The sequence below is a fragment of the uncultured Salinicola sp. genome (assembly GCF_937921195.1).
GTDB lineage: Bacteria > Pseudomonadota > Gammaproteobacteria > Pseudomonadales > Halomonadaceae > Salinicola.
In genome coordinates this window covers 1-20,946 of sequence record NZ_CALFQK010000064.1, presented here as the reverse complement: position 1 = coordinate 20,946, position 20,946 = coordinate 1, and the positions used below count along the sequence as shown (strand labels likewise).

20 protein-coding genes are annotated in these 20,946 nt (G+C 64.0%); 12 read left to right on the top strand and 8 right to left on the bottom strand.

What is annotated here, in order from left to right:
• Positions 1 to 43: 43 nt before the first annotated feature.
• From aceE to Q0602_RS05540, 6 genes are all read left to right on the top strand, one after another.
• Positions 44 to 2,734, top strand: a complete 2,691-nt coding sequence (aceE, locus tag Q0602_RS05565) for a pyruvate dehydrogenase (acetyl-transferring), homodimeric type (RefSeq protein WP_298840071.1) — start codon at positions 44 to 46, stop codon at positions 2,732 to 2,734.
• A 112-nt stretch (positions 2,735 to 2,846) separates the two neighbouring features.
• A complete protein-coding gene (aceF, locus tag Q0602_RS05560; protein WP_298840068.1) occupies positions 2,847 to 4,949 on the top strand; it encodes a dihydrolipoyllysine-residue acetyltransferase in 2,103 nt (700 codons plus the stop codon).
• A gap of 253 nt (positions 4,950 to 5,202) precedes the next feature.
• Positions 5,203 to 5,859 (top strand): adenylate kinase, encoded by a 657-nt coding sequence (adk, locus tag Q0602_RS05555; protein WP_298840065.1) that lies wholly within the window; start codon positions 5,203 to 5,205, stop codon positions 5,857 to 5,859.
• Positions 5,860 to 5,978: 119 nt separating this feature from the next.
• Positions 5,979 to 6,668 carry a tRNA (adenosine(37)-N6)-threonylcarbamoyltransferase complex dimerization subunit type 1 TsaB gene (gene tsaB / locus Q0602_RS05550; protein ID WP_298840062.1) on the top strand — a complete coding sequence of 230 codons (690 nt, stop codon included), beginning with the start codon at positions 5,979 to 5,981 and terminating at the stop codon, positions 6,666 to 6,668.
• 51 nt (positions 6,669 to 6,719) lie between these two features.
• Positions 6,720 to 7,517: an undecaprenyl-diphosphate phosphatase gene (locus Q0602_RS05545; RefSeq protein ID WP_295036515.1), complete on the top strand. Its 798-nt coding sequence runs from the start codon at positions 6,720 to 6,722 to the stop codon at positions 7,515 to 7,517.
• On the top strand, positions 7,505 to 8,287 hold the full coding sequence (locus Q0602_RS05540; protein ID WP_298840058.1) for a class I SAM-dependent methyltransferase: 783 nt from the start codon (positions 7,505 to 7,507) through the stop codon (positions 8,285 to 8,287). Before Q0602_RS05545 ends, Q0602_RS05540 begins: the two co-directional genes overlap by 13 nt.
• A 94-nt stretch (positions 8,288 to 8,381) precedes the next feature.
• Here Q0602_RS05540 and Q0602_RS05535 read toward each other — a convergent pair whose 3' ends face one another.
• Both Q0602_RS05535 and Q0602_RS05530 read right to left on the bottom strand, forming a co-directional pair.
• On the bottom strand, positions 8,382 to 8,807 hold the full coding sequence (locus Q0602_RS05535; protein ID WP_295036514.1) for a copper resistance protein NlpE: 426 nt from the start codon (positions 8,805 to 8,807) through the stop codon (positions 8,382 to 8,384).
• A 69-nt stretch (positions 8,808 to 8,876) separates the two neighbouring features.
• The gene (locus Q0602_RS05530) at positions 8,877 to 9,800 is read right to left on the bottom strand and encodes a DMT family transporter (protein ID WP_298840054.1); all 924 of its coding nucleotides are present in this window, start codon (positions 9,798 to 9,800) and stop codon (positions 8,877 to 8,879) included.
• Between the two features lie 164 nt (positions 9,801 to 9,964).
• On the opposite strand from Q0602_RS05530, the gene Q0602_RS05525 reads away from it, so the two are divergent.
• The 4 genes from Q0602_RS05525 to nspC all read left to right on the top strand — a co-directional run bounded on the left by Q0602_RS05525 (position 9,965) and on the right by nspC (position 13,370).
• Complete coding sequence (locus tag Q0602_RS05525; RefSeq protein ID WP_295036512.1) at positions 9,965 to 10,216, top strand: CsbD family protein; 252 nt, start codon at positions 9,965 to 9,967, stop codon at positions 10,214 to 10,216.
• Between the two features lie 179 nt (positions 10,217 to 10,395).
• A complete protein-coding gene (locus Q0602_RS05520; RefSeq protein WP_295036511.1) occupies positions 10,396 to 10,719 on the top strand; it encodes a YnfA family protein in 324 nt (107 codons plus the stop codon).
• A gap of 273 nt (positions 10,720 to 10,992) precedes the next feature.
• On the top strand, positions 10,993 to 12,192 hold the full coding sequence (locus Q0602_RS05515) for a saccharopine dehydrogenase family protein (protein WP_298840050.1): 1,200 nt from the start codon (positions 10,993 to 10,995) through the stop codon (positions 12,190 to 12,192).
• The gene (nspC, locus tag Q0602_RS05510; RefSeq protein WP_298840048.1) at positions 12,192 to 13,370 is read left to right on the top strand and encodes a carboxynorspermidine decarboxylase; all 1,179 of its coding nucleotides are present in this window, start codon (positions 12,192 to 12,194) and stop codon (positions 13,368 to 13,370) included. Before Q0602_RS05515 ends, nspC begins: the two co-directional genes overlap by 1 nt.
• A 42-nt stretch (positions 13,371 to 13,412) precedes the next feature.
• On the opposite strand, the gene Q0602_RS05505 is transcribed toward nspC, so the two are convergent.
• Positions 13,413 to 14,354, bottom strand: coding sequence for a LysR family transcriptional regulator (locus Q0602_RS05505; RefSeq protein WP_295036508.1), 942 nt, complete (start codon positions 14,352 to 14,354; stop codon positions 13,413 to 13,415).
• Between the two features lie 207 nt (positions 14,355 to 14,561).
• Between Q0602_RS05505 and Q0602_RS05500 the strand changes: the two genes are divergently transcribed.
• Positions 14,562 to 15,599 (top strand): hypothetical protein, encoded by a 1,038-nt coding sequence (locus Q0602_RS05500; protein ID WP_298840047.1) that lies wholly within the window; start codon positions 14,562 to 14,564, stop codon positions 15,597 to 15,599.
• Between the two features lie 16 nt (positions 15,600 to 15,615).
• Here Q0602_RS05500 and Q0602_RS05495 read toward each other — a convergent pair whose 3' ends face one another.
• The 4 genes from Q0602_RS05495 to Q0602_RS05480 form a co-directional block, all read right to left on the bottom strand.
• A complete protein-coding gene (locus Q0602_RS05495) occupies positions 15,616 to 15,885 on the bottom strand; it encodes a DksA/TraR family C4-type zinc finger protein (protein WP_298840044.1) in 270 nt (89 codons plus the stop codon).
• Between the two features lie 111 nt (positions 15,886 to 15,996).
• Positions 15,997 to 16,500, bottom strand: a complete 504-nt coding sequence (locus tag Q0602_RS05490) for a universal stress protein (RefSeq protein ID WP_298840041.1) — start codon at positions 16,498 to 16,500, stop codon at positions 15,997 to 15,999.
• Positions 16,501 to 16,699: 199 nt separating this feature from the next.
• Entirely contained in the window at positions 16,700 to 17,815 is a 1,116-nt protein-coding gene (locus tag Q0602_RS05485) for a L,D-transpeptidase (protein ID WP_295036502.1), read from the bottom strand.
• 120 nt (positions 17,816 to 17,935) lie between these two features.
• On the bottom strand, positions 17,936 to 18,703 hold the full coding sequence (locus tag Q0602_RS05480) for a murein L,D-transpeptidase catalytic domain family protein (protein WP_298840039.1): 768 nt from the start codon (positions 18,701 to 18,703) through the stop codon (positions 17,936 to 17,938).
• A 216-nt stretch (positions 18,704 to 18,919) separates the two neighbouring features.
• Between Q0602_RS05480 and Q0602_RS05475 the strand changes: the two genes are divergently transcribed.
• Positions 18,920 to 20,392, top strand: coding sequence for a carbon starvation protein A (locus Q0602_RS05475; RefSeq protein ID WP_298840037.1), 1,473 nt, complete (start codon positions 18,920 to 18,922; stop codon positions 20,390 to 20,392).
• 141 nt (positions 20,393 to 20,533) lie between these two features.
• On the opposite strand, the gene Q0602_RS05470 is transcribed toward Q0602_RS05475, so the two are convergent.
• The coding region (locus Q0602_RS05470; protein WP_298840035.1) for an NADP-dependent isocitrate dehydrogenase at positions 20,534 to 20,946 on the bottom strand (413 nt) is incomplete at its 5' end.

The following is a 20,946-nucleotide window of genomic DNA, read 5'->3' as shown; positions in this document are numbered from 1 at the left end:
GGCCGGGCGAATGGCAAACCTTTTCCCATTCGGAGAGTTGTCTATGAGTCTGGAGACACGAGAAGATCTCGATCCGGTCGAGACCACGGAGTGGTTGGATTCCCTGGCCTCGGTCGTCGAGCATGAGGGCGAAGAGCGCGCTCGGTACATCCTGACCCGGTTGGCGGACCGTCTGCGTCGTGACGGCTCTTCACCGCCGTTTTCCGGGACCACGCCGCACCGCAACACCATCCCCGTCCATCGTGAAGCCAAGATGCCCGGCGACATGTTCATCGAGCGCAAGATCCGCTCGGCGATCCGCTGGAATGCCATGGTGCAGGTGCTGAGGGCGAACAAGAAGCACAAGGGACTGGGCGGTCACATCGCCAGCTACCAGTCCAGCGCGACGCTCTACGAAGTGGGTTTCAACCATTTCTTCCGGGCCGACAACGGTGACCACAAGGGCGATCTGCTCTACATCCAGGGCCACGTGACGCCGGGCATCTACGCACGTTCCTTCCTCGAGGGGCGCCTGACCCAGGAGCAGATGGACAACTTCCGCCAGGAAGTCGACGGCGACGCGCTGCCATCCTATCCGCACCCTTACCTGATGCCGGACTACTGGCAGTTCCCGACCGTCTCGATGGGGCTGGGTCCGATCCAGTCGATCTACCAGGCCCACGTGATGAAGTACCTGCACTCGCGTGAGCTGGAAGACATGAAGGACCGCAAGGTCTGGGCGTTCCTCGGCGACGGCGAGTGCGACGAGCCGGAATCCCTCGGGGCCCTGCACCTGGCCAGCCGCGAGAAGCTCGACAACCTGATCTTCGTCATCAACTGCAACCTGCAGCGTCTCGACGGCCCGGTGCGCGGCAACTCGCGGGTCATCGACGAACTCGAGGGCGTCTTCCGCGGTGCCGGCTGGAACGTGATCAAGGTGGTCTGGGGCGGCCTGTGGGATCCGCTGTTCGAGCAGGACACCAAGGGCATGCTGCAGAAGCGCATGGACGAGGCGGTCGACGGCGAGTACCAGAACTACAAGGCCCAGGGTGGTGCCTACACGCGCAAGGAGTTCTTCGGCAAGTACGAAGAGACTGCCGAGATGGTCAAGGACTACTCCGACGAGGAGGTCTTCCGTCTCAACCGTGGTGGCCACGATCCGCAGAAGGTTTATGCGGCGTATCACGAGGCTGTCAACAACGCCAATGGTCGCCCCACCGTGATCCTGGCGCACACCGTCAAGGGCTACGGCATGGGTGGCGGCCACGGCGAAGCCGACATGGAAGCGCACCAGATCAAGTCGATGGACGTCGACGCGCTCAAGGCGTTCCGTGACCGTTTCGGCATCCCGGTCTCCGACAAGCAGATCGAGAGCGGCGACATTCCGTATTACAAGCCCGAGGACGACAGCCCGGAGATGAAGTATCTGCATCTCCAGCGCGAGAAGCTCGGCGGCTTCCTGCCGGCGCGCAAGGCCGACTTCGAGGCGATGGAGATCCCCGGTCTCGACGACAAGATGTTCGCGACCCAGATGAAGGGCTCCGGCGACCGCGAAGTCTCGACCACCATGTCGTTCGTGCGCGTCCTCAACGGGCTGGTCAAGCACAAGCAGCTGGGCTCCCGTATCGTGCCGATCATCCCGGACGAGGCCCGCACCTTCGGGATGGAGGGCATGTTCCGTCAGCTCGGTATCTACGCCGCGGAAGGGCAGAAGTACGAGCCGATGGATGCCGGCCAGATCATGTACTACCGCGAGGACAAGAAAGGCCAGATCCTCGAGGAGGGCATCACCGAAGCCGGCTCCATGTCGGCATGGATCGCGGCCGCGACCTCCTACGCCAACCACCACCTGCCGTTGATCCCGTTCTACATCTACTATTCGATGTTCGGTTATCAGAGAATCGGCGACCTGGTCTGGGCGGCCGGCGATCTCCAGGCGCGCGGCTTCATGGTCGGCGGCACCGCCGGGCGTACCACCATCAACGGCGAAGGCCTGCAGCACCAGGACGGCCACAGCCACATCCTGATGTCGACAGTGCCGACCTGCCGCGCCTACGACCCGACCTATGGGCATGAACTGGCCGTCATCGTGCAGGATGGCTTGAAGCGGATGTTCCAGGACAAGGAAAACTGCTTCTACTATCTGACGGTGATGAACGAAAACTACTCGCACCCGGAAATGCCGGAAGGCAGCGAGGAAGGCATCGTTCGTGGCATGTACCGGTTGCTGGAAGGCAACACCGCCGGCAAGAAGAAGCAGCCGCGGGTCCAGCTCATGGGCAGCGGTACCATCCTCCGCGAGGTCGAGGCGGCTGCCGAAATGCTGGCGGAAGAGCACGGCGTGGTCGCCGACGTCTGGAGCGTGACCAGCTTCAACGAGCTGCGTCGCGAAGCGCTCGAATACGATCGTCAGCAGTTCCTCGACTACGATGAGAAGCGCGAGAAGCCTTGGGTCGTTCAGCAGCTCGAAGGGACCCAGGGGCCGGTCATCGCATCGACGGACTACATGAAGCTGTACGCCGATCAGATCCGCGCCTGGGTGCCCAACGACTTCCACGTGCTCGGTACCGATGGTTTCGGACGTTCCGACACCCGCGAAGCGCTGCGCCGCTTCTTCGAAGTCGACCGCTACTACGTGACGATTCAGGCGCTGCGTGCATTGGCCAACCGGGGCGAGATCGACGCCAAGGTCGTCAACGATGCCATGAAGAAGTACGGCATCGATTCCGCCAAGCCCAGCCCCCTGGTGTCTTGAGTCGGCGGATCACGTCAGGGTGCCGTCGCTGGCTAGCAGCGACGGCCAGAATGCCTGAATTAGCCGACCTTGCCCGCGGGGCGGGTCGGCAGATGATTAAAGGAGCGCGACCTTGAGTAGCGAAATCATCAAAGTTCCCGACATCGGCGGCAGCGACGATGTCGAAATCATCGAGATCGCGGTAAGCGTCGGCGATGTCATCTCCGCCGAGGACACCATGATCACGCTGGAGTCGGACAAGGCCAGCATGGACGTCCCCGCGCCGAAAGGCGGCAAGGTGGTCAAGATTCTGGTCAAGGAAGGCGACTCCGTCTCCGAGGGTGATGACATTCTCGAGCTGGAAGCCGAGGGCGAAGGCGAGGGTGAAGCGGAAGCCTCGTCCGGTGAAGACGCCTCCGTTGACGCGGCCCCGCAGGGTGACGCCGAGTCGCGGGAAAAGGACGCGGCCGAGCCCGAGAAGAGCGCGCCTAAGAAGAAATCCTCCGGTGGCGGCAAGCGCACCGTGGAAGTGAAGGTGCCGGACATCGGCGGTGGCGATGGCGTCGAGATCATCGAAGTGGCCGTCAGTGAAGGCGACGAGATCAGCGAAGAAGACACGCTGATCACGCTGGAGTCCGACAAGGCCTCGATGGACGTGCCCAGCCCCTACAGTGGCAAGATCGTGTCGCTTTCGATCAAGGAGGGCGACAGCGTCTCCGAGGGCGACCTGATCGGCACCATGGAAGTCGCCGGCGAGGGCGACGACGAGGAAGAGGGCGAGGACGCCTCGTCCGAGGACGAAGCTGCCGGCGCCGAAGCGGACGATGGCGGCGAAGACCGGGCGTCCCAGGATCAGGGCGATGATGATCAGGACGAGGAAGATCAGGGCGGCGATGAAGGCGGCCGCAAGGAGATTCGCGTACCCGACATCGGTGGCAGCGATGGTGTCGAGATCATCGAAGTCGCCATCAGCGAAGGCGACGAGATCAACGAAGAAGACACCTTGATCACGCTGGAGTCCGACAAGGCCTCCATGGACGTGCCGAGCCCCTACAAGGGCAAGGTCGTCGAAGTTGCCGTGAAGGAAGGCGATAGCGTCTCGGAAGGCGATCTGATCGGCTATGTCGAGGTGGCCGGCAGCAGCAAGCCGGCCAAGAAGACGTCCGGTGAAGGTGGCGGTAAAGGCGGCCAGTCGAAGCCGGCTCCGGCCAAGGCCGATTCCGGGGCGTCCTCGTCCAGCGCACGCAAGGACGTCGCCGGCGAGCCGAGCCCGGAAGCGCGCGAGAAGCATGGTGACGACAAGACCGCCGGCGCCCATGTGCATGCCGGTCCGGCGGTTCGCAAGCTGGCCCGCGAACTGGGTGTCGACCTCGGCGAGGTCAAGGGCTCCGGTCCCAAGGGGCGGATCCTGAAGGATGACGTCGACGGTTTCGTCAAGCAGGTGATGAAAGCGCGCAAGAGCGGTGGCGGTTCGGCGCCGGCGGCCGCTGCCGGTGGCGCGGGCATTCCGCCGGTCCCGGCGATCGACTTCAGCCAGTTCGGCGAGATCGAAGAGAAGCCGATGAGCCGTCTGATGAAGGCGGGCGCCAACAACCTGCATCGCAGCTGGCTCAACGTGCCTCACGTCACCCAGTTCGACGAAGCGGACATCACCGAACTCGAGGCCTTCCGCAAGTCGATGAAGGCCGAGGCGGAGTCCCAGGGCGCCAAGCTGACGCCGCTGCCGTTCATGATCAAGGCTTGTGCCTATGCGCTGCGCAAGTTCCCGCAGTTCAACTCGAGCCTGCATCCGGACGGCGACAAGCTGATCGTCAAGCACTACGTGCACATCGGCGTGGCGGTCGATACCCCGGACGGGCTGATGGTGCCGGTGATCCGCGATGCCGACAAGAAGTCGCTGATCGATCTGGCCAAGGAGTCGGTCGAGCTGGCCAAGAAGGCGCAGAACAAGAAGCTGTCCCGCGAGGAGATGAGCGGTGCCAGCTTCACCATCTCGAGCCTCGGCTCGATCGGTGGCACGGCCTTCACGCCCATCGTCAACACGCCGGAGGTGGCCATTCTCGGCGTCTCCAAGTCGTCGATGAAGCCGGTCTGGAACGGCAGCGAGTTCGAGCCGCGCTTGATGCTGCCGCTGTCGCTCTCCTACGACCACCGTGCGGTCAACGGCGCCGACGCGGCGCGTTTCACCGCCTTCCTGGCACAGGTACTGACCGATATCCGGCGCATGCTGGTCTGATACGGCGGTTCGCTCGATCCACACCAACGGCTCCTTCGGGGGCCGTTGGCGTTTACTGTCCAGCGTTCGGGCTTTGTCGCCGCGCCAGGGCTTTGTCGACGCACCAGGTAGTGGCGCGTCGATCCAGGCGAGTCTTGTGCGCTACCCGATCGGCAGGTATCGTCATGAGCCATTGACGGTGTCGTCTGCGTCGAGTCCTCGACGCCGCTGACCGGTCCGACAACCGATGCGATTCACGAAGGAGCAGTTATCAATGCGTTTGATCCTCTTGGGCGCCCCCGGCGCTGGCAAGGGTACCCAAGCCCAGTTCATCTGCGAGCATTTCCATATCCCGCAGATTTCCACCGGTGACATGCTGCGTGCCGCGGTCAAGGAGGGGAGCGAGCTGGGGCTCAAGGTCAAGGAGACCATGAACAGCGGCGCTCTGGTATCGGACGATCTGATCATCGCACTGGTCAAGGAACGCATCGCCCAACCCGATTGCGCCAACGGGTTCCTGTTCGACGGCTTCCCGCGCACGCTCCCGCAGGCGGATGCGATGAAGGACGCCGGCATCAAGCTGGACCATGTGGTGGAGATCGCCGTCGACGACGAGGAGATCGTCAACCGGCTCTCCGGGCGTCGCGTCCATCCGGATTCCGGGCGTGTCTATCACGTCGACTACAAGCCGCCCCAGGAAGAGGGCAAGGACGACGTCACCGGCGAGCCGCTGATCCAGCGTGACGATGACAGCGAAAAGACCGTGCGCCACCGTCTCTCGGTCTATCACGACCAGACCGAGCCGCTGATCGGTTATTACCGCGAGTGGGCGGCCGAGGATGCCGAAGCCGCCCCGGAGTATCACCGTATCGCCGGTGTCGGCAGCGTCGACGAGATCCGCGAGCAGGTGCTCTCTGCGCTGAAGTCCTGACCCGCCGCCGATCCGCTTGCCATCCCGTATGGTTCCGCTTCCCGGCGGAGCCATCGTTTTGACATCGCGATGACGCTATACTCGCCACCTTCTTGATGCCGCCATTCCCCGGGAAACCGATGCCGACGTTGCTGGCGCTGGACGCCTCCTCTACTGCCTGCTCCTGTGCGCTGATACGGAATCGCCAGATCGTTCAGCGTTTCGAGATCGCACCCCGTGAACACACGCGCCTGCTGCTGCCGATGATCGACGAGGTGCTGGCGGAAGCTGGCGTGACGCTGACCCAGCTCGACGCTGTCGCCTATGGTCATGGTCCGGGTTCGTTCACCGGCCTGCGAATCGCCGCCGGCATCGCCCAGGGACTCGCCTACGGCGCCGACCTGCCGCTGATCGGGGTTTCCACACTGGAAGCCCTGGCGCTGGCGGCTCACCGCAAATGGCACGCGCGACACGTCATCGCCGCACTCGATGCCCGCATGGACGAGATCTATGTCGGGGCCTATCACTGTCACGACGGCGCCTTGACCGTGGCGCTCGACCCGCGCGTTGTGCCGCCTTCGAGACTGCGCCTGCCCGCCACGGATCGCGATATCGAATGGCTGGGGATAGGCAGCGGTTGGCAACTTTTGTCTAATATACCTGTCGATGTACAGGCTGCATTGCCGCAAACCCTCCCCGACGAACTACCGGCGGCGGAGGATCTCGTGCGTCTGGCCGCCACATCATGGGAGCGTGGCGCGCGCGGCAGCGCGCCTCACGAGGTGATTCCCGTCTATCTGCGTGATGAGGTGGCATGGCGCAAGGCGTGAAAGATCGAGGTCCACGATGGCGACCTCCTCGAATAAGGATATCGAAAGAAAATGGATGTTTTTCAACTGGCCGCACTCGCCATCATCCAGGGCTTGACCGAATTTCTGCCCATCTCCTCCTCCGCACATCTGATTTTACCCTCCCAGCTCTTCGGCTGGTCCGATCAGGGGCTGGCCTTCGACGTGGCGGTTCATATCGGCTCTCTGGGCGCCGTGCTGTTCGCGTTTCGCCATGAAGTCTGGCGTATTCTCCACGCCTGGTTCACCCAGTTCGGCGGGCGGGGACAGACGCCGGAGAGCCGCCTGGGTTGGGCGATCATCGTCGGGACCATTCCAGCGGTCATCGTCGGGTTGTTGATCGAGGATTGGGTCGAGAGCGCGGGGCGCTCCGTTCTGGTCATCGCGACGACGACGATCGTCTTCGGCGTGCTGCTCGGTATCGCCGACAAGCGCGGCACCCAGGTACATCCGGTCGAGAAAATAACGCTCAAGACGGCGCTGCTGATCGGGCTGGCCCAGGCCATTGCATTGATTCCCGGCACTTCGCGTTCGGGGATCACCATGACCGCGGCCCTGATGCTCGGTTTCACCCGGCAGGCGGCGGCGCGTTTCTCGTTTCTGTTGTCGATCCCGCTGATCCTGGCGGCAGGCTCGCTGAAAGGACTGGAGCTGGCCCAGTCGGGCACGGCGACGCAGTGGCACGAGATCTTTCTGGGCGTGGCGTTCTCGTTCGTGGCGGCCTGGCTCTGCATCAAGCTGTTCCTGGCGGCGCTGGATCGGATCGGCATGATGCCCTTCGTGATCTATCGACTGCTGCTAGGTATTGCCCTGTTCGTATGGGCGACGTGAGCGAGTCGGTCACGCCCGTGGTCGTGGTGGGGGAGTCGCTGGCCGATCTGGCCGAACGCTACGGCCTGCCCTGGGCTCCGTCGGCGCCCGCGGACGGGCTGGTTCTGCAGCGTGCCGGGCACGGGCTCGAGATCGCCGGCGACGCCAGGCGCTACGGCCTGCCGATCCGGGCCGATTTCGTCTCCGGCGCGGCGGCGCACCGTCGGCGCTATGGCGGTGGGCGTGGCCAGCTCGTGGCACGCGCTTGTGGGTTTGGCAAGGGAGTGGTGCCACAGGTCGTCGACGCCACGGCCGGCCTCGGTCGGGATGCCTTCGTGCTGGCGTCGTTGGGGGCCGAGGTGTTGATGGTCGAGCGGGTGGCGGCGATCCATGCGCTGCTGGCGGCCGCGCTGTCGCAGGCGATGGACGACGACGAGGTGGCGGAGATTGCCGGGCGCCTGTCGCTTCGCCACGCCGATAGCGCGACCGGGCTGGCGGCGGCAGTCGATGATTGGGCGCACGAACCGCAGGTGGTGCATCTCGATCCGATGTTCCCGCATCGGGAGAAGTCGGCGCTGGTAAAGAAGGAGATGCGGCTGTTCCGGGACCTGGCTGGTGGGGATGACGATGCGCCGCGTCTGCTGGAGGCGGCGCTGGAGGTCGCCACCCATCGGGTGGTGGTCAAGCGTCCGCGGAAGGCGCCGCCGATCGATGGACCCGCGCCGAAGCACGTGCTGGAGGGAAAGACGAGCCGCTACGATCTCTACGTGCACCGCTCGCTGAAGCACTGAAGGCCGACACGAACGCGCCGGGCCTGGGCCTCCGTGCGGAAGCGCGACAGCGACTCGATCACGGGCCCGGCGCGTGGGTATTGACCGGTCGCCGTTACTGGCGTTTCAGCGTCATGTCGGCACCGGACTGGATCGACTGCATATGCGTATCCAGTACTTCCAGATCGCCGTTGTCGAGCGGACGCAAGTAATAGATCGTGTTGCCCCCGGCGCCCTTGAGCTCGTAGATCGTCGGCATCTGCTGCGGCCCGGCGTCCTTGAGAACCAGGAAATTGCCCTTGGTCGTCATGGGTTCGTCACTACGCCCTTGGTAGAGGCTGTTCAGCACATAGGCACCGCCGGTGTCATCCATGTTCATCATCTCCAGATCGACCTGGATGCCCGAGCAGTCCGCGCAAGGCAGCACGCCTTCATACTCGCCGGCCGCCTTTTCGTACGGCGAGGGCGGCGTGCTGGCGCACCCCGCCAGGGTCAGCGTCAGTCCCAACAGTCCTGCACCAATCAATCCTGGATTACGCATTGCTTATTCCTTTTTTAGCAGAATGCGATTTTCAGTATAGTTCGAAAATCCGGCGGCGAGAGTTTCGGGTCAATCGCGGGTCTGCTCGGCGCCGGGCTTCCCCACATCGCGTCGACCTCTGAACAGGATCATCCAGAGCGCGACGCCGATCAGCGAGCCGCCGATGGCGTGCGCCCAGCTCACCTGCTCGTCGAGGAAGAGCGCGCCCCAGAGTACCCCAAACGCAGGGACCAGCATGGTGACCGTCAGCGGCTTGACCGGGCCGAGATCCTCGACGAGCCGGAAATAGAGAAGGTAGGCCAATGACGTGCAGGCGAGCCCCAACGCCAGCATCGCCCACCAGACGCCGCTGTCGTTCCAGGCGATGGCGTGAGGCGCCAGCGCCAGCTGGCCGAGCATGAAGGGGGCCAGCAGCAGCGTAGCGCCGACCTGCGAGCCCATGGCGATCAGGCGAGAGTCCAGTCCGCCGCGCTCGGCCACCCAGCGCTTGACGATGAATCCGCCCAGCCCGTAGCAGATGGCGGCAATCAGACAGGCAGCGGCGCCAATGAGCAGGCCGCCGTCGATCCGGACTGGCCCCGTGCCCACCAGAACGCCGACGCCGAGCATGCCAGCCGCGACGCCGATCAGTCGGTCTCTCGTCAGCGGCTCGTGGAACAGCGTGGCGCCGATGACCACTCCCATCAGCGGTGTCGAGGCGTTGAGCATCGCCGAATAGCCGGCGGGCAGATACTGTGCGGCGATGCAGAACATGCCGAACGGGATACCGGAATTGATCATGCCGATCGCCAGCACCGCTCCGAGCTTGCCTTCGAAGTGCCAACGTACGCGCAGCAGCGCCAGGATCGCCACCAGTCCCGCTGCGCCGAGCAGAACGCGGAAGAAAGCCGTGGGGAAGGCCCCCAGGGCTGGCGTGGCGATGCGCATGAACAGGAAGCTGGCGCCCCACAGTGACGATAGCAGGAGCAGACGACCAAGCGAGAGTAGCGGCATGCTGAATGTTCTCCGGGAATGACCGAGGCGTAGCGTAAACCGGTCCCGCGTCCAAGTCCGGCGGTTTTCGGAACCCATGGGTTTTGTGGTGATCCCCGAAGACAACTATGCTCAGGTGTCAGCGGAATGATTCCGCTGCGGCAACAGTGATCAAGGAGATCGAGATGTACGAAGATCAAGTGAAAGGACGCACCGAGGAACTCAAGGGTCACGCCCAGGAAGCGGTCGGTGGCTTGACCGAAGACGACAACCTCCGCCGTGAGGGCAAGACCCGGCAGGCCGCCGGCAAGTTGCAGGCCAACTATGGCGAGAAGCTCGACGACGTGCGCGAAGCGACGGTGAAGAACCCGATCAGTGCCCTGGCGATCGCCGGTGGTGTCGGCCTGTTCCTGGGGATTCTTCTCGGCCGACGTTGAGGCCTCCCTGAGCGTGCCGCCAAGAACGTTTCTCGACCCCGGCAACAGGCCGGGGTCGTCGTTTTTGCCGGCCAGGATAGCCGAGATCGTCCCCGACCGAGATCAAGCCTTGCATGGCTTGCGGAATTTTCCGCGAGGGGCGAAAGTCTGCCGGGTTCATCCATCCATAGGCGACTGCTTTGTCGACACCTCTCATCTATCTGGCCGCAGCGGTGGCGGAAATCGCAGGCTGTTTCGCCTTCTGGGCGTGGTGGCGATTGGGCAATTCCGCGCTGTGGCTGGTCCCGGGCGCCATCAGCCTGGGGCTGTTCGCCTGGCTGCTGACACTGGTGGACAGTGATTACGCCGGACGTGCCTACGCCGCCTATGGCGGTGTTTACATCGTCACCTCGCTGTTGTGGTTGTGGCTCGTCGAGCAGCGCCTGCCGGACCGCTGGGATGTGATGGGGGCGGCGATCTGCCTGATCGGCGCCGGCGTCATACTCTTCGGGCCACGCGGCTGAAGGTCTTCGAGCGAGAGCAGGGGACCGGAGGACGGCGTTTAGTCTGATGGTAACGAAACCACCCTAGAATCGGCCGGGATTTGACGCGAAAAAGTCTTGAGGCCAGTCTCTGACGAGGTCATTATCTGCGGCCTCTCGCCGGTTCCCGGGCCGGTGGGAGACCAAGACCGGGGTGGCATCGGGTCGGGGTGCGCTGAATCTTATGAGAAGTTAGTTGCCCACTACCGATAAGACCTTATCACTGTTGACTTTTCCCGATCTGGAAGCGAATTCATGAGCAAAGTCCTGATTGTTGGTGCCGGTGGCGTTGGTGGCGTCGTTACCCACAAGTGCGCGCAGCATCCCGAAGTGTTCAGCGAGATCTGCCTCGCCAGCCGCAACGAAGCCAAGTGCAAGGCGATCGCCGAGCAACTCCCGCGTTCGATCCAGACCGCCCAGGTCGATGCCGACAGCGTCGAAGCGCTGGTTGCGCTGATCGAGTCGTTCAAGCCGGATATCCTGATTCACGTGGCGCTGCCGTATCAGGATCTCACCATCATGGAGGCCTGCCTGCAGACCGGCGTGCCCTATCTGGACACCGCCAACTACGAGCACCCGGACGAGGCCAAGTTCGAATACAAGGAGCAGTGGGCGTTTCAGGATCGCTATGCCAGGGCGGGCGCGATGGCCACGCTGGGCTGCGGTTTCGACCCGGGCATGACCAATATCTACTGCGCCTACGGCCAGAAGAATCTGTTCGACGAGATCCACCGCATCGACATCCTGGATGCCAACGGCGGCGATCACGGCTATCCGTTCGCCACCAACTTCAACCCCGAGATCAACATTCGCGAGATCACCGCGAACGGTCGCTACTGGGAGAAGGGCGAGTGGGTCGAGACCCCGCCACTGGCCGAGAAGCGCAAGTTCGACTTCGACGGTATCGGCGAGAAGGACATGTACCTGCTCTATCATGAAGAGCTCGAGTCGCTGTCACAGAACATCAAGGGGCTGGAGCGTATCCGCTTCTGGATGACCTTCTCCGAGAAGTACATCACGCACCTGAAGGTGCTGGAGAACGTCGGCATGACCCGCATCGAGCCGATCAAGGTCGAGGGTGTCGAGATATCTCCGCTGCAGTTCCTGAAGCAGGTGCTGCCGGATCCGGCCTCACTCGGCCCGCGCACCAAGGGCAAGACCAACATCGGCGTCATCCTCGACGGCATCAAGGACGGCAAGCGGCGCAAGGTGTACATCTACAACATCTGCGATCACGAGAAGTGCTACGAGGAGGTCCAGTCCCAGGCGATCTCGTACACCACCGGCGTACCGGCGGTGACCGGCGCGATGCTGATGCTGCAGGGCATCTGGAAGGGCGAGGGCGTTTACAACGTCGAACAGCTCGATCCCGATCCGTTCATGGAGCGCATCGGCGAGATGGGGCTGCCGTGGCAGATGGTCGAGCTCGATCCCGACCAGGATCCGCTGGCCTGATGGCGACGAACGACTCCGCCCATCCCTTCGATGTCCTTCCCTTCGACGTCGGAGCCTGCCCGTCGCCGGCCTACGTGGTCGACGACGCGCTGCTGCGCCGCAACCTGGAGCTGCTGGGGCGGGTGCAGGCCGACAGTGGCGCCAAGATACTGCTGGCGCTGAAAGGCTTCGCCATGTGGAGCGCCTTCCCGCTGGTCAGCCAGTATCTGGTGGGCACCACCGCCAGTGGTCAGGACGAAGCGCGCCTGGGAGCCGAGACCTTCGGCGGCGAAGTGCACGTCTACTCTCCGGCGTTCACCGCGCCGGAGATGGACGTGGTGCTGCGCTACGCCGACCACATCAGCTTCAATTCGCCGCGGCAGTGGCGGCACTTCCGCGAGACGGTCCAGGCCGCGCCGCGCAAGGTCTCCTGCGGACTGCGGGTGAATCCGGAGCACTCCACCGGCGAAGTCCCGCTCTACGATCCCTGCGCGCCGGGTTCACGGCTCGGCACCCGCGCGGTGGATCTGTCGCCGGAAGATCTCGACGGGCTGGAGGGGCTGCACTTCCACGCGCTCTGCGAGCAGAACAGCGACGCGCTGGAAGCGACGCTGCGGGCGTTCGAGGAGCGGTTCGGTCGTTATCTGGAGGGGTTGCGCTGGGTGAACTTCGGCGGTGGCCACCACATCACCCGGGCCGATTACGATGTCGAGCGGCTGGTGCGGTTGATTCGCGAGTTCAGGGGGCGCCATCCGCATCTCGAGGTCTACCTGGAGCCGGGGGAGGCGATTGCCCTCAACACCGGCTACCTGGTGTGCAGCGTACTGGATATCGTCGAGAACGACGGCCCCATCGCGATTCTGGACACCTCGGCGACGGCGCACATGCCGGACGTGCTGGAGATGCCGTATCGGCCCGAGATCATCGGCGGTGCCAAGCCCGGCGAGAAAGCCCATACCTATCGCCTGGGCGGGACGACCTGCCTGGCCGGCGACGTGATCGGTGATTATGCCTTCGACCGTCCGCTCGAGATCGGCGACCGGCTAGTGTTCACCGACATGGCTCACTACACCATGGTCAAGACCACCACCTTCAACGGCATTCGCCTGCCGTCGATCTGCCGGATCGACGAGAGTAGCCGGGAGGTGCGCACCGTCAGGACCTTTGGCTACGTGGACTACATGCAGCGGTTGAGTTGATGCGCCCTGCCTTGCCTCCGGGCCCCGCAACGCGGGGCCTTTTCATGATTCGATGGGCGTACGTGGCTCGGGAGGGAGCGGCCGGGCAGACTGATATTGGGTGATGATATCCAGTAGCTCCTGCCCGAATCCGGGCAGGATGTGGTCGTCGCGGATCAGGATGCTGCGTTCGCGGTATGCCCAGGCGTCGCTCAGGTGACGTACGCTCAAGCGCATGTGGCTCCGATAACGTAGCGCGCAGGACTCCGGAAGAATTCCCACCCCGACGCCGGCTTCGATCATGCGGCACGCCGATTCGAAACCGAATACCTGAATTCTGACCGGCAACGGCTTGCCCAACTCCAGCGCCTTTCTCTCCAGATAATGAAACAGGGTGCTGCCCTCGTGCAGCGTGACATGCGGATAATCCAGCGCGTCCTCGTAGGTGATCTCCTGGCGTGCGGTCAGGGGGTGATCGAGCGGTGTCGCCAGCACGAGCCTGTCCTGGCTGAAGGGGAGTGTCTTCAGCCGTGAGGGCACCTCGACCCCCACCATGATGCCGAGAATGCCCATGTCCGCGGTGCCGTCGAGCACGCCGCGAACGATATCGCTGGTCATCCGCTCCTGGAGATCCACGGTGATACCGGGGCGGGCGGCGAGAAAATCGGCCAGTACCTCGGGCATGAACTCGATGACCGCGGTCGTGTTGGCGAAGATTCGCAGATGGCCGGCAGCGTCGCTGGCGTAGCCGGAGAACTCGCTTTTGACACGCTCGACCTGACGCAGGATGAGATGGGCGTGCTGCAGCAGACGCTCCCCGGCCGGCGTCAGCTCGACGCCCTGGCTGCTGCGGTAGAACAGGCGGCTTTCCAGCTGCGCCTCGAGCGACTTGACCCTGGCACTGACCGCGGCCGTCGAGAGATGCGCGCGCAGGGCGCCGGCCGTCAGGCTCTTCGCCTCCGCCACGTGGACGAAGATACGCAAGTCCGCGAGATCGAAATGCATTGGGATCGGTTCCTTCGGTGCGACGCGAGAAAGGATGGGAACCAGGAATTTCGCTCTCGTTCCAGGCAAGACATCACTAAGTCGATTCGACGACTCATCCAAGCCTATTTTGGGATTCTGGTCCCCGGAACCCATCGATCGGTTGCCCTGGGGTTTGTAATGGCCTAAATCTTGGCCGTTACGGCTTGCTACATGCGAGGGGCTGCCATGAGATTACTACTTCACCCCGGTCATGCGAAGTGCGGTTCGACCAGCATTCAGCGGGCGATCATTCGTAATAGACCGGGACTGGCCGACAATCAGGTCGTCGTACCCGACCCGCGCCTGCGCCTGCCCGGCGAGGCCGGATTCGACCCCCGTGGCGAGACGCCGCGCGAGTTCTTTCGACAGATCATGGAGAACGGTGGCGATACGACGTCTCTTCGCGCGCGCCTTGAGTCCTGGCGGGAGTCACCGCTGTGGCGAGACGCGACCTTCGTGATCTCGGCGGAGAACCTCATCAATCACTTGATGGGGCCGATCGGGGAGGGCATTCACCGGGTACTCGCCGAATACTTCGACGACGTCGAGGTGATTTATTACATTCGCCGCCAGGACGACTACCTCCTCTCCGCTTGGCAGCAGTGGGGGTTCAAGGAGGGCAAGACGTTCGCGGAATATAGCCAGGAGGCGTTGCGCAGGGCCAATCCCCACTACCTGGCGGTAGGCCAGGCTTTCGGCAGACTCTATGGATCGGCCAGCGTGACGGTGAGACCACTGCAGGCGGAGGCGCTGCGGGGAGGGGAGCTGCTGACGGACTTCTTCGCTCATCTGGTCGAGGACCCGTCGAGGCTCTCTTTCGACCGGGACCGCAGCAATCTCAGCCTGAACCCTTTCTTCTGCGAGATTCTCGCCGGATACCAGGGGCTCTTCCGGGATATCCATGACGACAGACTGAAGCAGCGGCTGGCCAGGACGCTCGGTGTCGGCCATGAACTGTTCCAGCGTGAGAGAGATTTCATGGATCCCGAGATGGCACGGCGCATCATGGCGCATCATCGCGAGGAGAATTTGCATCTTCAGCAGCAGTTCTTCCCGCATGTGCCGTTCGAGACCGTCTTCGGCGATCGCGAGGAAGAGGGACTGGACCCCGGCGAGCGAGTGCAAATGTCCCGGCAACGGGCCGAGCAACTGCAGAAGCACGTGATCCGGGAGCTGCTCGAACTGCTGCAGTCGATGCCGGAGACCGCGAAGTCGCCGGCCTGAGTGGCCCGGCACCCGATCAACGCAGCTGGCTATCCTTGCTGCCGCGGCGATTGTAGGCGGCGCGATGCGTCTGATGGCGATCCGCCGCGGCCTGGCAGTCGATGCACAATCGAACGCCGGGCACGGCCTGGCGTCGTGCTTCCGGGATCGGCGCCTCGCACTCCTCGCACACCGCCAGGCTGGGCCCGGCTCTCTGCAGCCGCTGCCGCGCTTCCTGAATGCCGTCCTCCACGGTGCTGTCGATCTGCTCCTGAACCGCACCGTCCTTTGCCCAGCCACTGGCCATTGGCTTTCTCCTTCGGGAACCTTTCCCGTCGCTATCCCACCCCGTTCAGCATGGTGGCGACCGATCTGTCCCGCAAGTCATTCCGGGGAACCGTATGCGTGTCGCCGACGGTCAGTCGAAGTCGACGAACTCATGGGGCGCCTGCGTGGCGTGCTGGTGCGGGGTCTCATGCACGCAGATCACCCGGCACTTGGCGACGTGGGTCACCTTGTGGGAGACGCTGCCGATCATCAGGCCCTTGAACTGGCCGACGCCACGGCTCCCTATCACGATCGCGTCCACCCCCAGCCGCTCGGCTTCGGCAACGATCGTGCGTGCCGGCGAGCCCTGCTTGACCAGCGTATCGAATTCGCCGTTGTAGCCGGGAAAAGAGGGAAGGGTATCCAGCGCCACGTCCAGGATGGCGTGGCCCTCGCGGTTCGCGGTCTCCACCGAGGCCGCCTTGATCGCCGCCTCGACGCTCAGCAACTCGCCGCGGTGCAGCTGGGGATAGGGATCGCGGACATTCAGGAGATACAACTTGCCCTGAACCGGCGCCGCCAGTTGGCAAGCGACATTGAGCGCGACATGGGAGTCTTCGGAACCATCGATGGGGACCAGCAGGGACTTGAACATGGCAACCTCCCTAGGGTGAAGGGAACCAGCGGAAGCGTTCCCGGTGCCGCGTCGTCTCCGGTCGCATCCGGCCGGCGACGTGCCGCGACTCGTCGAATCGCTCGTCGACATTCAACATAGGCCAGTTCCGGGGCTGGTCATAGTGGATGAATGTCGCACGGCTTGTCGCACCCGCGTCTTGTGGGGGGCGGTGGCGACTTCAGGGATCGGCGCCGACATGACGTTCGGTGGCGACGTCATCCAGCCAGCCGCTGGGGCCGACGCTATCGATGACGCGCAGGTGTCCGCCGCTGTTCTCGGGAGCCAGGTGCGCATCGGTGGCGACCAGTACGGTGCCGGGAGAGAGCAGAGGCAGCACCTTCTGCTTGAAACCCTCCGGTACCACGACCTGATTGACGACATTGGCCGGTACCGGCCGGCCGGCGGCGCTCTCGTAGCCCGGCACGCCGATCGCGATCCAGGTCGGCATGGGCAGCGAGCGGGAGTTCCCCTCGATACTCGCAAGGGCACTCTCCTGCGAGGTCGGAGGATGAAAATGCCCTTCGACGATATAGGCGCGAGTCCCTGTCACGGCATCCGGGCGAGCGAGCTCGACACGGGAGCGGCCGATCTCGACACCGTTGCGGTAGACCACGAGCATGCGGTCGCTGCGACTCAACACCATCGAGATCGGACCCTCGGCCGGGGGATCCATGGCCCAACGCCAGCTATTGCCACCGGCCAGCTGGGGCATGCCGACATCGGCGCCGGTGTGGGCATCGATCGGGCTCAATGGCCCGGGATGGACGAGGGAGACCGGCGCCTGCCCCGCCTGCGCCACGACCACGGTCATCCCCAGGTTCGAGGCCTCGAACAGCAGGCGAGCGAACTCGGTGGGCAGGTGGACGCAACCGTGGGATTCCGGGTAGCCCGGCAGGCCGCCGGCATGCAGTGCCACGCCGTCCCAGGTCAATCGCTGCTGGTAGGGCATCGGGGCGTTGCCGTAGAGATTGGAGCGGTGATCCTTGTCCTTCTGCAGCACGGTGAAGACTCCCGTGGGCGTCTCGTAGCCCTCGCGGCCGGTGCTGACGGTGGTGACGCCGATCAGGATGCCGTTGCGATAGACGTAGGCCCGCTGCTCGGTCAGGCTGACGACGACGGCCATCGGGCCGGCTTGCCTGTCGTCACCGCCCCAGATCCAGGCGCCGGGAGGCAGTCGATCGACCGCTGAATCGACGGGGCTCGACTGTTTCTCGCCCCAGAAAGGCACGGCAAAGCCGGCCGGCGAGACCAGTAGGGCAAGGCTCAACAGTAGCGTGAATCCCAGCCGAGGCATTGGAGGTGCTCCCTGACGACTGCCGGTTCCGTTCGCGTCTTCGACGCCCGGCGCCCTCTCAATGTCGCCCCTGCGGGAGAGCCTGGCAAGGTCCGCAAACAGGCGTCCGAGCAAGATCGTTCAGCGCACGCCGAGCCAGCGATGCTCGTGACCGTCCCCCTCGACCCTGGCCAGCGCGCACCGGGCCAGCGCGGAGCGCATCAGCCACTCCCGTTCGGGGTAGTAGGAGAAGACGAACTGGCCATCCTTCAGCACCTCGATCACGTCGTCGGCGACGCTGGGGCGCAGGGCGGGGCAACCCCAGCTGCGACCCAGGCGGCCCTGCGCCTCGCCGGCTTCCGGATTCACGTAGTCGGCACCGTGGATGACGATCGCGCGGCTCATCGCCGCGTCGTTGAAGCCGGGCTCCAGCCCCTCCATGCGCAGCGAGTGGCCGTTTCTGCCCTCGTAGGTCCGGCCGGTCAGGAACAGGCCCAGGCTCGAGGCGTGGGAGCCTTCCCGATTGGAGAAGTGGTCCGGGATGTCGCCGCCCGACCCCTGACCATGCGCCACCACCTCGCGGTAGAGGAGGGTGTTGCGGGCCAGGTCGAAGACCCACAGACGTGGCGTCAGTGAAGAGCGGCTGTAGTCGATGATCGCCAGGCGCCGTGCGTTCTCTCCCACGCCGTGCTGCTGCGCGCACTGCATGATCCCCAGCCCCAGGGCGACGACATCGGGATCGGCATCGGGGGCCAGTCGATCAAGGGATGCCGCTGTCGGCTGGTATATCACATCGGCGCGCGCCAGCAGGTCGGGAGCGGTCGGTGGCGTTGCCGCCGTCGCGGGGGGAATCGATGCCAGCAGCCCCGGCGAAGCGATCAGGAGGAGAGCCACGAGAGTCTTGAACATTGACGGTGTGGACGAGGTGGCCGGAAAGGCGCCAGCATGCTTGAGAAGTCCCACCGAGACAAGCGCCGTCAAGTGTCGCGACCGCCACTAAAGTCTAGGTGTAATGTCCGGGCCTTATTCGTAAATTGGCGCGCTTGACCAGAGTGCGGACCCTGCGGGTCCGTGTAGTACCTGCCGGATGCCCACAAGGCGTCTTACCAGCACCAGGGGCCCTAGATGATTACATTCATTGGATCGATCCTGCTATTGATAGTGGGCTACTTCACGTATGGGAAATTCGTGGAGCGTGTATTCGTCACCGATCGCAAGCGACGCACGCCTGCGTTCACCATGCGCGACAACATCGACTACGTGCCGATGAACACCACCCGGAATTCGCTGATTCAGCTGCTCAATATCGCCGGTGTCGGTCCCATCTTCGGGCCGATCCTCGGCGCGCTCTACGGTCCGGTGGCGTTCGTGTGGATCGTGATCGGCTGTATCTTCGCGGGCGCGGTACACGACTATCTCACCGGCATGATCTCGATCCGCAATCATGGCGCCCACCTGCCGCAACTGGCGGGCAAGTTCCTGGGCCGGGTGATGAAGCACGTGGTCAACGGCTTCGCCATTCTGCTGCTGCTGTTGGTGGGCACCGTCTTCGTGACCTCGCCGGCGGCGCTGCTGGCCAACATGACGCCGTTGTCGCTCACGCTGATCACGCTGGTGATCTTCGCCTACTATCTGCTGGCGACGCTGCTGCCGATCGACAAGGTCATCGGCCGGATCTACCCCTACTTCGGCGCGCTGCTGCTGTTCAGCGCGCTGGGTATCGGTCTGGGGATGATCTTCACCGGTGCGCCGATTCCCGAACTCTCGTTCCAGAACATGCATCCCCAGGGCGCACCGATCTTCCCGCTGCTGTTCCTGACAATCTCCTGCGGCGCGCTCTCCGGCTTCCATGCGACCCAGACGCCGATCATTTCCCGCACCACCGAAAACGAGGGCAACGGTCGCAAGATCTTCTACGGCATGATGATCACCGAGGGTGTCATCGCGATGATCTGGGCGGCTGCGGCGATGAGCCTGTTCCATGGCGACCACACGCTGTCCGACGTTCTGGCAGCCGGCGGTCCGGCCGCGGTGGTCAGTGAAGTCTCCACCACCATGCTGGGCGCCATTGGCGGTACGCTGGCCATTCTCGGCGTCATCGTGCTGCCGATCACCTCGGGCGACACGGCTTTCCGCAGCGCGCGCATGATCATTGCCGACTACCTGAAGATCGATCAGCGTCCCATCGTCAAGCGCCTGCTGATTGCCGCACCGCTGTTCGTGGTCTCCTACGCGCTGACCCATATGGACTTCACGCTGCTGTGGCGCTACTTCTCCTGGGCCAACCAGACCACGGCCGTCATCGCGCTGTGGGTCGCGACCATGTATCTGGTGCTGGCGCGCAAGCCGCACCTGATCACCTCGATCCCGGCGACGTTCATGACCATGGCGACCTTCACTTATCTCGCCTACGCGCCGATCGGCTTCGGCCTCTCGCTGCAGCTGAGCTACGTCGTCGCCGCCGTCGGCACGCTGATCTGCATCGCCCTGTTCATGAAGCGGGTACGGCGTCTGAGCGGCGGCATCTTTGCCGTCGACGAGCCGGAGGTGCCGGCCCATCTCGATGGAAAGGGGGACGAGGCGCTGGCGACGAGCTGATCGTCGACATCCCGGTTCGATAGTGCCTGCAAGCAAACGGGCCCGTGCCAATGGCACGGGCCCGTTTCTTTTCGCCGTCGCTGCCGTCGCGGCAGCGACGAGCGGGGAAACCGGCTCGATGGCCTCGAGCCGGTGCGCCGATCAGGAAGCCTGGTAGAGCTTGCCCAGTGCCGCGTTCAGCGTCTTGCTGGGGCGCATGGCCTCGCTCACCAGCTCGCCATTGGGGTGGAAGTAGCCCTTGATGTCCACCGGCTTGCCCTGCACCGCGTTGAGCTCGTCGACGATCGTCTTCTCGTTGTCGCCAAGCGTCCTGGCGATCTCTTCGAACAGTGACTTCAGCTCGCCGTCATCGGTCTGGGCGGCCAGCTCTTTGGCCCAGTAGAGCGCCAGATAGAAGTGGCTGCCGCGGTTGTCGAGTTCGCCGACCTTGCGCTTGGGCGACTTGTCGCTGTCGAGGAATTCGCCGTTGGCGCGATCCAGCGTCGCCGACAGGATCCTGGCACGGGCGTTGTCGAAGGTGCTGCCGAGATGCTCGAGCGACGCCGCGAGCGCCA